Raw genomic sequence first — 12,193 nt, 5'->3', positions numbered from 1 at the left:
GCGTGATTATGTGATCGAAATCACATAGTGGCATTCAGTGATGGTTAGTTAGTCGTCGTAATAACCGTTTTCTCGTGTTATACACATGATAATTATGGTGTTTATTTGTTGGCGATTTGTGGCGTCAGCACGTTAATGTCTTCACATCAGCCTCAGCCGTTCATTTCCCCCAGGTTTTCCTTTTCGCAAACGTAAAGTTATCTCAGTGAGTGCCGATAACGTTGATAACTCGTTTTCAGGAAGGTGCCTTATGTTTAACCGTATCCGCGTTGTAACAATGCTGATGATGGTGCTGGGGGTTTTCGCACTGCTACAGCTTGTTTCCGGTGGTCTGTTGTTCTCGTCATTGCAACAGAACCAGCAAAGTTTTGTTATTTCAAACGATCTTCGACAGCAGCAAAGTGAACTCACCTCAACATGGGACTTAATGCTGCAAACGCGCATTAACCTGAGCCGTTCATCGGCGCGCATGATGATGGACGCATCTAATCAGCAGAGCAGCGCGAAAAACGATCTGCTGAAGAATGCGAAAGGCACATTGGCGCAAGCAGAAGCGCATTACGCAAACTTTAAAAACATCACGCCTTTGCCTGATATGGCAGAAGCCAGCGGCAACGTTGATGAGAAATATCAGCAGTATCATGCGGCGTTAGCGGAGCTGGTTCAGTTCCTGGAAAGCGGCAATATGGATGCATATTTCGCTCAGCCTACTCAGGGGATGCAAAACGCCCTCGGTGAAGCGTTAGGAAAATATGCCAGCGTTAGCGAAAAACTCTACCTGCATGCTTTTGATGAAAGCGCACGGGATTACCACTTTGCCCAGTGGCAGCTCGGTATTCTGGCCGTGGTACTGGTGCTGATTCTGGTGGTGGTCTGGTACGGCATACGTCATACCTTGCTCAACCCGTTGTCCCGCGTTATTGCCCATATTCGTGAGATTGCCAGCGGTAATTTAACAACATCGCTGACCGTCAGCGGGCGTAATGAAATCGGCGAACTGGCAAGCACAGTCGATCATATGCAGCGTTCGCTGATTGAAACGGTAACGCTGGTGCGTGAAGGATCCGATGCGATTTATTCCGGCACCAGTGAAATTGCCAGTGGCAACACTGACCTTTCATCCCGTACTGAGCAGCAGGCCTCTGCGCTGGAAGAAACCGCAGCCAGCATGGAGCAGCTTACGGCAACTGTTAAGCAAAACGCGGATAACGCGCGTCAGGCATCTCAACTGGCGAAAAGCGCCTCCGATACGGCCCAACATGGCGGCAAAGTGGTTGATGGTGTGGTTAACACCATGCACGAAATAGCCGACAGTTCGAAGAAAATTGCCGACATCATCAGCGTCATTGACGGTATCGCATTCCAGACCAACATTCTTGCGTTGAACGCAGCGGTAGAAGCCGCCCGTGCAGGTGAGCAGGGCCGTGGTTTTGCGGTGGTTGCGGGAGAAGTGCGTAACCTGGCGAGCCGTAGCGCGCAGGCGGCGAAAGAGATTAAAGCCTTAATTGAAGATTCTGTCTCGCGGGTCGATACCGGTTCTGTTCTGGTAGAAAGCGCCGGAGAAACCATGAATGACATCGTCAATGCAGTGACGCGCGTCACTGACATTATGGGTGAAATTGCTTCGGCTTCTGATGAACAAAGTCGCGGGATAGACCAGGTTGCGCTTGCCGTATCTGAGATGGACCGCGTGACGCAACAGAACGCCTCGCTGGTGCAGGAGTCCGCCGCCGCTGCAGCAGCACTGGAAGAACAGGCCAGTCGCTTAACCCAGTCCGTATCTACCTTCCGCCTGGCATCACGTCCAGTGTCGGCTAAATTGCGTGATACCCGGCCTTCTGCAACAACGGCTCCGGCGTCGCATCCGCGACAGACGGCCACCGAACAAGACACTAATTGGGAAACATTTTGACTGATAGTTGAACCGCGGCCCGCGCCGCCTGATGGGAGCGTTGATGTTTAATCGTATTCGAATTTCGACCACGCTGTTTTTGATTTTAATCCTCTGCGGTGTTTTGCAGATTGGCAGTAATGGCTTGTCTTTCTGGGCATTTCGGGACGGTTTTCAGAGTCTCAATCAGGTCGAACAGAGTAATCAGCAACGCGCTGCGTTGGCGCAAACCCGCGCTGTGTTATTACAGGCCAGTACAGCGTTAAACAAGGCCGGGACGCTGACTGCTCTTAGCTATCCGCCAGAGGAGATTAAAACGCTGATGATCCTTGCGCGAGATAGCCTGGCGCAGTCTGGATTGCTGTTTAAACGTTTTATGGCGACGACTCAGAATGCGGGAGAAGGGAACGCGCTACAAAAGGCGACGGAGAAAAGTTTCATCCAGTGGCATAGCGATCTGGAGCATCAGGCGACCTGGCTTGAAAGTAATCAGTTGTCAGATTTTTTGACTGCGCCAGTGCAGGCGTCTCAGGACGATTTTGATAAGAACGTTAACGCATGGCAGAGCAACATTGACCGTGTTTTGCAGACGGCAGGGGAACATAGCCAACGTAATTACCATATGTCGGCGGTGATTTTCGCCAGCATGCTGGTGCTGGCAGTACTGTTAACAACCGCGGGATTGTTCTGGTCACGCAAAATGATTGTGCAGCCGCTGGCTATTATTGGTAGTCATTTCGACAGCATCGCGGCGGGGAACCTCGCACGACCGGTTGCGGTGTATGGCCGTAATGAAATATCAGCTATTTTTGCCAGCCTGAAGTCGATGCAACAGGCGCTGCGCACAACGGTGAATGATGTTCGCCAGGGCAGTTCCGCGATGCATACCGGGATCTCGGAGATAGCGATGGGCAATAACGATTTGTCTTCGCGTACCGAGCAGCAGGCTGCATCGCTGGCACAAACAGCAGCCAGTATGGAACAGCTTACCGCCACTGTTGGACAGAATGCCGATAATGCGCGCCAGGCATCCGGAATAGCGAAAAGTGCCGCAGACACTGCGCACAAAGGCGGTGAACAGACGGCTAAAGTCGCCAGTACGATGCATGAGATTACAGCCAGTTCGCAAAAGATAGGCGATATTATCGGCGTGATTGACAGCATTGCTTTTCAGACCAACATTCTGGCACTCAACGCCGCAGTAGAAGCCGCCCGTGCAGGTGAACAGGGGCGTGGCTTTGCCGTGGTGGCTGGGGAAGTTCGTAATCTGGCCAGCCGCAGCGCGCAGGCTGCGAAAGAAATCAAAGGACTGATTGAGGAGTCCGTCACCCGTGTGCATCAGGGATCGCAACTGGTGGATATGGCAGCGCGCACTATGACAGAGATTGTCAGCTCGGTTACCCGGGTTAACGACATTATGGGGGAGATTGCCTCGGCTTCCGATGAACAACGTAGAGGAATTGAGCAGGTGGCGCAGGCCGTCAGCCAAATGGACTCGGTGACGCAGCAAAACGCCGGACTGGTCGAAGAGGCAGCCGCTGCTACCGGGCAACTGGCCGATCAGGCCGATCATCTCTCAGCTTGCGTCGCGTTTTTTAAGCTTGAAGAGCAAACCGTAGTACAACGAGAACTGGCGCAGCCAAAGGTTGTACCTGTTGTATCCTGAATGTGATTGAGAAGGCGCTATGACATCATCTCTGCCCTCCGGGCAAACGTCATTATTGTTACAGATGACACAGCGCCTCGCGCTGTCTGACGCGCATTTTCGTCGGATATGTCAATTAATCTACCAGCGCGCGGGGATCGTGTTGGCCGACCACAAGCGGGACATGGTTTATAACCGCCTGGTTCGTCGGTTACGTACTCTGGAACTGGATGATTTTGGTCGTTATCTCAGCATGCTGGAAGCTAACCAGAACAGTGCTGAGTGGCAGGCCTTTATTAACTCCCTGACCACCAATCTGACCGCTTTTTTTCGCGAAGGGCATCATTTTCCGGTGCTGTCTGACCACGCTCGTCGACGCAACGGTGAATATCGCGTCTGGAGCGCGGCGGCGTCTACAGGGGAAGAACCCTACAGTATTGCAATTACGCTGGCTGATACCTTAGGTATGGCGCCGGGGCGCTGGCGCGTTTTTGCCAGCGATATTGATACTGAAGTGCTGGAAAAGGCCAGAAACGGAATTTATCGCCTTGATGAACTGAAAACCCTGTCGCCACAGCAGCTGCAGCGTTATTTCATGCGCGGTACCGGGCCACATGAAGGACTGGTCCGTGTACGACAAGAACTGGCGAGTCATGTTGAGTTTTCCAGTGTGAATTTGTTGGATAAAAAATACAACGTGCCCGGTCCATTCGACGCCATATTTTGTCGTAACGTCATGATCTATTTTGATAAAACGACTCAACAGGACATTTTGCACCGTTTTGTTCCACTCCTTAAACCTGACGGACTGTTATTTGCCGGTCATTCAGAAAACTTTAGCAACCTCGTGCGCGAGTTTAGCCTGCGCGGACAGACGGTGTATGCGCTAGGTAAGGATAAAGCATGAGTAAAATCAGGGTATTGTCGGTCGATGACTCCGCATTGATGCGTCAAATCATGACCGAGATTATTAACAGCCACAGTGATATGGAAATGGTCGCAACTGCGCCGGATCCGCTGGTAGCCCGGGATTTGATCAAAAAATTCAATCCCGATGTCCTGACCCTGGATGTGGAAATGCCGCGCATGGACGGTCTCGATTTTCTCGAGAAACTCATGCGCTTGCGCCCGATGCCGGTGGTGATGGTCTCTTCTTTGACCGGAAAAGGCTCTGAAGTGACGCTGCGGGCGCTGGAGCTGGGTGCTATTGATTTTGTCACCAAGCCACAGTTGGGGATCCGTGAAGGGATGCTGGCCTATAGCGAGATGATTGCGGAGAAAGTTCGTACCGCATCGCGCGCGCGTCTGGCGGCGCATAAGCCGATTTCTGCACCGGCGACGCTGAAAGCTGTGCCGCTGCTCAGCTCTGAAAAACTGATCGCCATTGGCGCATCGACCGGGGGAACGGAAGCTATACGCCATGTACTGCAACCACTGCCGCTTTCCAGCCCGGCGGTGATTATCACGCAGCATATGCCGCCTGGGTTTACCCGGTCGTTTGCCGAACGTCTGAACAAGTTGTGTCAGATCAGCGTGAAAGAGGCAGAAGACGGGGAGCGCGTCTTACCCGGGCATGCGTATATCGCACCTGGCGACAAACATATGGAGCTGGCCCGCAGCGGGGCCAACTATCAGATCAAAATTCATGATGGCCCGCCGGTGAACCGGCACCGGCCTTCTGTGGATGTGCTGTTTCATTCGGTAGCAAAACACGCGGGGCGCAATGCCGTGGGAGTGATCCTCACGGGGATGGGTAACGATGGCGCAGCCGGAATGTTAGCGATGCACCAGGCTGGCGCCTGGACTATCGCGCAAAACGAAGCAAGTTGTGTGGTGTTCGGCATGCCGCGCGAGGCCATCAATATGGGTGGCGTGAGCGAAGTGGTCGATCTTAGCCAGGTAAGCCAGCAGATGCTGGCGAAAATCAGTGCCGGACAGGCAATACGTATTTAATGAGGAGCAGTATTTTATGGCGGATAAAGAGCTGAGATTTTTGGTTGTGGATGACTTTTCCACCATGCGTCGCATCGTGCGTAACCTGCTTAAAGAGCTGGGATTCAACAATGTTGAAGAAGCTGAGGACGGCGTGGATGCGCTGAACAAGCTGCAGGCGGGTGGGTTTGGTTTTGTCATTTCCGACTGGAATATGCCCAATATGGACGGTCTGGAACTGCTGAAAACTATTCGTGCAGATGGTGGCATGTCCTCCCTGCCGGTGCTGATGGTGACAGCTGAAGCGAAGAAAGAAAACATCATTGCGGCAGCACAGGCTGGCGCCAGTGGTTATGTTGTGAAGCCTTTCACGGCAGCGACGCTGGAAGAGAAACTCAATAAAATCTTTGAGAAACTGGGCATGTGAGGGTGTGATGATGATGCAACCACAAATTAAACCTGTTGATGAACATTCAGCAGGGGATATCATCGCGCGCATCGGTAGTTTAACCCGAATGCTGCGCGACAGCCTGCGTGAACTGGGGCTGGATCAGGCGATTGCAGAAGCGGCGGAAGCGATTCCCGATGCGCGCGATCGTCTGGATTATGTTGTACAGATGACCGCGCAAGCGGCAGAGCGCGCACTGAACAGCGTGGAAGCCTCGCAGCCGCACCAGGATGCGATGGAAAAAGGGGCCAAAGCCCTGACCAAACGCTGGGATGAATGGTTCGAAAATCCTATTGAGCTGTCCGATGCCCGTGAACTGGTCACTGACACCCGACAGTTCCTGGGCGATGTCCCCGGTCATACCAGCTTTACCAACGCCCAATTGCTGGACATCATGATGGCGCAGGATTTCCAGGATCTGACCGGTCAGGTTATCAAGCGTATGATGGATGTTATTCAGGAAATTGAGCGTCAACTGCTGATGGTGCTGCTGGAGAATATTCCGGAGCAGGGCGCTCGTCCAAAACGCGAAAACGAAAGCTTGCTCAACGGCCCACAGGTTGATACTTCGAAAGCCGGCGTGGTGGCAAGCCAGGATCAGGTGGACGACCTGCTGGATAGTCTCGGATTCTGATACGTATTTGCCGGATGGAGATGTCCGTGCATCTTATCCGGCCTACACTTGCATGTAGGCCGGAGCTGCTAATTGGCGTTAAAGCTATAAATCCCATCTTTTTTACCGCTTACTCTTCCCATTGCTGGATTACTGTTCTGGCATCATTCTCGCCTATCTCTCGATCCAGGGTCTGATGCGTGGCAGAAGAAAGCGACGACGACAAAACAGAAGCCCCCACACCCCACCGACTTGAAAAAGCGCGGGAAGAGGGGCAGATCCCCCGTTCCAAAGAGCTTACCTCACTGCTTATTTTGCTGGTGGGCGTGTGCATTATCTGGATCGGTGGGGAGTCGCTTGCCCGTAAACTGGCCGGAATGTTGTCTGCCGGTCTGCGCTTTGATCACAGTATGGTCAATGACCCTAACTTGATCCTCAGCCAAATCATCCTGCTGATTAAAGATGCCATGGTTGCGCTGTTACCGCTGATTACCGGCGTGGTTCTGGTGGCTTTGATCTCTCCGGTGATGCTGGGAGGCTTGATCTTCAGTGGTAAATCGCTGCAACCCAAATTCTCGAAGTTAAATCCGCTGCCGGGTATTAAGCGCATGTTTTCAGCGCAAACCGGGGCGGAGTTGTTAAAAGCGATATTGAAATCCACGCTGGTTGGCAGCGTAACCGGATTTTATCTCTGGCATAACTGGCCGGAGATGATGCGTCTGATGGCCGAGTCGCCGGTGACGGCGATGGGTAATGCCCTGGATTTAGTCGGTATGTGCGCACTCCTGGTGGTGCTTGGGGTCATTCCGATGGTGGGGTTTGACGTCTTTTTCCAGATTTATAGCCACATTAAAAAGCTGCGGATGTCACGCCAGGATATTCGCGATGAGTTTAAAGAAAGTGAAGGTGATCCGCATGTGAAAGGAAAAATTCGCCAAATGCAGCGTGCCGCAGCGCAGCGTCGCATGATGGCGGATGTGCCGAAAGCGGATGTTATCGTGACCAACCCCACGCACTACTCGGTCGCCTTGCAGTATGACGAAAATAAAATGAGTGCGCCAAGAGTCATTGCCAAAGGCGCAGGGCTGGTGGCCTTGCGTATTCGTGAAATTGGCGCTGAGCATCGTATTCCCACTTTAGAAGCACCGCCGCTGGCGCGTGCGCTATATCGCCATGCTGATATTGGTCAGCAAATACCTGGCCAATTGTATGCGGCCGTCGCGGAAGTATTGGCCTGGGTATGGCAGCTAAAACGCTGGCGTCTGGCCGGCGGAACGCGTCCACCACAACCTGGAAATCTTCCAGTGCCAGAAGCACTGGATTTCATGAACGAGAAGAATACTGATGGCTAATCTGGTCGCGATGCTGCGTCTGCCCAACAATCTGAAATCCACGCAATGGCAAATTCTTGCCGGGCCGATCCTCATCCTGCTGATCCTGTCGATGATGGTGCTGCCGCTGCCGGCTTTCATCCTCGACTTATTATTTACCTTTAACATTGCGCTGTCGATCATGGTACTGCTGGTGGCTATGTTTACCCAGCGTACGCTGGAATTTGCCGCCTTCCCGACGATTTTGCTGTTCACTACATTGTTACGCCTTGCGCTGAACGTTGCATCTACACGTATTATTTTGATGGAAGGTCATACCGGCTCGGCAGCGGCGGGAAAGGTAGTGGAGGCCTTTGGTCACTTTCTGGTTGGCGGTAACTTTGCTATCGGTATCGTGGTCTTCGTTATTCTCGTCATTATCAACTTTATGGTTATCACCAAAGGTGCCGGGCGTATTGCCGAGGTCGGCGCGCGCTTTGTGCTGGACGGGATGCCGGGCAAACAGATGGCAATTGACGCCGATCTGAATGCCGGACTTATTGGTGAAGACGAGGCTAAAAAACGTCGTTCAGAAGTGACGCAGGAAGCGGATTTTTACGGCTCAATGGACGGTGCGAGTAAATTCGTGCGCGGAGATGCCATCGCCGGTATTTTGATCATGGTTATCAACGTGATCGGCGGTTTGCTGGTAGGGGTATTGCAGCATGGCATGAGCATGGGAAGCGCGGCAGAAAGTTATACCCTGTTGACTATCGGTGACGGGCTGGTTGCGCAAATCCCTGCTCTGGTTATCTCTACGGCGGCGGGCGTTATCGTAACCCGCGTGAGTACCGATCAGGACGTCGGTGAACAGATGGTTACCCAGCTGTTCAGTAACCCCAGCGTCATGTTGCTCAGTGCTGCGGTACTCGGCTTATTGGGTCTGGTTCCGGGGATGCCCAACCTGGTATTTCTGATGTTTACCGCAGCGTTGCTGGGCCTTGCCTGGTGGTTGCGCGGTCGTGAGAAAAAAGCGCCAGAGGAACCTCAGTCGGTGAAGATGCCGGAAAATAACTCGGTGGTGGAAGCCACATGGAACGATGTGCAACTGGAAGATTCTCTGGGAATGGAGGTTGGTTATCGCCTGATCCCGATGGTGGACTTTCAGCAGGATGGCGAGCTACTGGGGCGAATTCGCAGCATTCGCAAGAAGTTTGCCCAGGATATGGGCTTCCTGCCGCCGGTGGTACACATCCGCGACAATATGGATCTGCAACCCGCCCGCTATCGCATTCTGATGAAAGGCGTTGAGATTGGCAGCGGTGACGCCTATCCGGGGCGCTGGCTGGCAATCAACCCTGGTACGGCAGCCGGGTCGCTGCCAGGTGAAAAAACGGTCGACCCGGCCTTCGGTCTGGATGCGATCTGGATTGAAAGCGCGCTAAAAGAACAGGCACAAATTCAGGGCTTTACGGTTGTGGAAGCCAGTACCGTCGTCGCCACCCACCTTAATCACTTGATTGGTCAGTTCGCCGCCGAGCTGTTTGGTCGTCAGGAGGCGCAACAACTGCTGGATCGCGTTTCGCAGGAGATGCCAAAACTGACTGAAGATTTAGTGCCAGGCGTCGTGACGCTGACCACGCTGCATAAAGTTCTGCAGAATTTGTTGGATGAAAAGGTGCCCATTCGAGATATGCGCACCATTCTCGAAACGCTGGCAGAGCACGCGCCTTTACAGAACGATCCGCATGAACTTACCGCCGTGGTGCGTGTTGCGCTGGGGCGGGCGATCACTCAGCAGTGGTTCCCGGGTAACGAAGAAGTTCAGGTTATTGGCCTTGATACGCCACTTGAGCGTTTGCTGTTGCAAGCACTGCAGGGCGGTGGTGGTCTGGAGCCAGGGCTGGCAGACCGACTTCTGGCGCAGACTCAGGAAGCATTATCACGTCAGGAGATGCTGGGGGCGCCGCCGGTACTGCTGGTTAATCATGCATTGCGTCCGTTACTGGCCCGCTTTCTACGTCGCAGCATACCGCAACTGGTGGTGCTGTCGAACATGGAGCTGTCCGATAACCGCCATATCCGCATGACTGCGACCATTGGGGGTAAATAATGCGCAAGTTTCTTTGGCTGTTACTCTTTCCTCTGGCGGTGCAGGCCGCCGGAGAAGGCGCCTGGCAGGCAAGCGGTATGGGCATTACCTTAAATTATCGTGGTGAGTCAGCCTCATCAGCACCGCTTGTCTCCAGCCAGCCAGTTTCCGGGTTGATGACTCTGGTAGCCTGGCGTTACGAGCTGAATGGTCCAACACCTGCGGGATTACGGGTACGTTTATGTTCTCAGTCCCGCTGTGTCGAGCTTGACGGGCAAAGCGGGACGACTCACGGGTTTAACAATGTTCCCGCCGTTGAGCCGATGCATTTTGTCTGGGAAGTCCCCGGTGGCGGACGTCTGATCCCGGCTTTGCAGGTTCAAAGTAACCAGGTGATTGTGAACTACCGTTAATTCCCTTCGTTATATCAGCCAGCAGATGAAACTGCTGGCTTCCTCGCAATTTTGACCTGCCTCTTTGATTAAAAAGAAACGCTGTTTTATAAAATAGGTGACGTACGTTGCCGGACTCTTTGTGCTGTTGCCATTTCGTCAGAATTGCTGGCAGAAATAGAAAGGTTTCACTTGCTGTTAGCTTTTACTGTGACCCTGTAAGGATGCCCAATGTCAAAACGAGGATTGCGGGGCCTCCCATTAATTTGCAGGGGTAACGGCAATGAACACGCGTAAAATTAGTCTGGTAAATTATTTTGCCTACGGTTCAGGTGACTTTTTAGGAGCGGGGACAACGGCGCTAACCGCCGCATGGTTACTCTATTTCTACACTACCTTCTGTGGACTGACACCTATCGAGGCGACGTTTATTTTTGCCACCGCCAGGGTGCTGGATGCGGTGGTTAGCCCGTTAATGGGTTTTTTAACGGATAATTTTGGTTCGACCTGGCTTGGCAAGCGTTTTGGCCGCCGTAAATTCTTTATTCTTCTGGGTATTCCCTGCGTTTTTAGCTACTCACTAATGTGGGTTGGCGATATGGGGTTCTGGTATTACCTGCTGACTTATCTGCTGTTTGATGTGGTTTACACCATGATTCTGGTGCCTTATGAAACACTGGTACCGGAAATGACGGATGACTTTAAACAGAAAACCAAGTTTTCTGGTGCACGTATTTCAATGGCGCAAATGTCAGCCATTCTTGCCTCGTTCTTACCGGGAGTGCTGCTCACTCTGTTTGGTAAAGACAACCCTGTTTCATTTTTCTATGCGAGTCTGGTGTTTTCGGTGTTGTGTGCGCTGATGCTAACCTTCGTATGGTTTTTTACCTGGGAGCGCCCGCGTGAGGAATGGACCGAAGCAGCGCTTCGGGCTGAAGAAGAGAAGAAAAGCCTGAGCTTTGGTCAGAGTATGAACCGTCTGTTTGTCGAGCTAAGTTCGACGCTGCGGGTCAGGATTTTCCGCCAACATTTGGGCATGTATCTGGGTGGCTACATCGCGCAGGACGTCTTTAATGCAGTCTTTACTTATTACGTTGTTTTCGTGCTGATGCAGGATGCCTCAATGGCCTCGAATCTGCTGGGGACGATGGCTATCTTCCAGTTTATTGCGGTTATCGCCATGATACCGCTGTGCATCCGCTTTGGACCTGCGCCGTCTTACCGAATGGTGGTTGTGCTGTTCGGTTTGAGTTCACTCTCTTACGCAGTGCTGTATTACGCCGGGTTGAGCGATATTTATACCTTATTGTTGCTGGTTTCCGCCATGGCTGGTCTGGGGCGTGGCGGCATCAATTACGTACCGTGGAATACCTACACTTATATTGCCGATGTTGATGAGGTGATTACGGGGCAGCGTCGCGAAGGGATCTTCGCGGGCATTATGACGCTAACGCGCAAAGCCTCACAGGCGGGAGCCGTCATGCTGGTGGGGATTGTCATGCAGATGTCTGGATTTGTATCAGGTCAAAGCACGCAACCTGCGGCGGTCAGCCATACCATCTTGTTAATCCTGAGCTGCGGGACGCTGATTGTTCTGGCGCTTGGATTCCTCGTTTCCCTGCGTTTCAAGCTAAACCTGCAAACGCATAGCATCCTGCGTGAAGAGACTGCGAAAATGCGTGAGTCTGGTCGGGCGATGCCGGAAACGCTCACGCCACAGGTTCGCGCTACCGTAGAGATGCTGTCGGGCATGCCGTATGAATCGCTTTGGGGTAATAACAATATTGGTTACCTGAATCGTAATAAACCTGCTGCGTCACGGCTGGAACATGGCACAGCATTGAATTCGACATTGCACAGAGGTTAAGTA

Annotated in this window: 10 protein-coding genes; all 10 read left to right on the top strand. The window is 52.7% G+C overall.

Translation table 11 applies throughout. From position 1 onward, the window contains the following. Positions 1-250: 250 nt before the first annotated feature. The 10 genes from tar to AACS05_RS13670 all read left to right on the top strand — a co-directional run bounded on the left by tar (position 251) and on the right by AACS05_RS13670 (position 12,190). Complete coding sequence (tar, locus tag AACS05_RS13715; protein WP_045444183.1) at positions 251-1,912, top strand: methyl-accepting chemotaxis protein II; 1,662 nt, start codon at positions 251-253, stop codon at positions 1,910-1,912. A 43-nt stretch (positions 1,913-1,955) separates the two neighbouring features. Beyond that, positions 1,956-3,557, top strand: coding sequence for a methyl-accepting chemotaxis protein IV (gene tap / locus AACS05_RS13710; protein ID WP_045444181.1), 1,602 nt, complete (start codon positions 1,956-1,958; stop codon positions 3,555-3,557). Between the two features lie 19 nt (positions 3,558-3,576). Then, entirely contained in the window at positions 3,577-4,443 is an 867-nt protein-coding gene (cheR, locus tag AACS05_RS13705; protein WP_045444179.1) for a protein-glutamate O-methyltransferase CheR, read from the top strand. Next, a complete protein-coding gene (cheB, locus tag AACS05_RS13700) occupies positions 4,440-5,489 on the top strand; it encodes a protein-glutamate methylesterase/protein glutamine deamidase (protein WP_045444175.1) in 1,050 nt (349 codons plus the stop codon). The genes cheR and cheB overlap by 4 nt, the downstream gene beginning before the upstream one ends. Positions 5,490-5,505: 16 nt before the next feature. Beyond that, positions 5,506-5,895 (top strand): chemotaxis response regulator CheY, encoded by a 390-nt coding sequence (gene cheY / locus AACS05_RS13695; RefSeq protein WP_045444172.1) that lies wholly within the window; start codon positions 5,506-5,508, stop codon positions 5,893-5,895. Positions 5,896-5,905: 10 nt separating this feature from the next. Further along, on the top strand, positions 5,906-6,550 hold the full coding sequence (gene cheZ, locus AACS05_RS13690) for a protein phosphatase CheZ (RefSeq protein WP_045444169.1): 645 nt from the start codon (positions 5,906-5,908) through the stop codon (positions 6,548-6,550). 179 nt (positions 6,551-6,729) lie between these two features. Further along, entirely contained in the window at positions 6,730-7,881 is a 1,152-nt protein-coding gene (gene flhB, locus AACS05_RS13685) for a flagellar biosynthesis protein FlhB (RefSeq protein ID WP_045444166.1), read from the top strand. Then, the gene (gene flhA / locus AACS05_RS13680) at positions 7,874-9,952 is read left to right on the top strand and encodes a flagellar biosynthesis protein FlhA (protein ID WP_045444164.1); all 2,079 of its coding nucleotides are present in this window, start codon (positions 7,874-7,876) and stop codon (positions 9,950-9,952) included. Before flhB ends, flhA begins: the two co-directional genes overlap by 8 nt. Continuing rightward, positions 9,952-10,344 (top strand): flagellar protein FlhE, encoded by a 393-nt coding sequence (gene flhE / locus AACS05_RS13675; protein ID WP_045444162.1) that lies wholly within the window; start codon positions 9,952-9,954, stop codon positions 10,342-10,344. Before flhA ends, flhE begins: the two co-directional genes overlap by 1 nt. A 262-nt stretch (positions 10,345-10,606) precedes the next feature. Next, positions 10,607-12,190: an MFS transporter gene (locus tag AACS05_RS13670; protein ID WP_045444160.1), complete on the top strand. Its 1,584-nt coding sequence runs from the start codon at positions 10,607-10,609 to the stop codon at positions 12,188-12,190. The last annotated feature ends 3 nt before the right edge of the window (positions 12,191-12,193 follow it).

It is taken from the genome of Citrobacter sp. S-77, from assembly GCF_963864895.1.
Lineage (GTDB): Bacteria > Pseudomonadota > Gammaproteobacteria > Enterobacterales > Enterobacteriaceae > Citrobacter > Citrobacter murliniae.
Note: the sequence above shows the minus strand (reverse complement) of the source record. Positions and strands in the feature narration are given on the sequence as shown.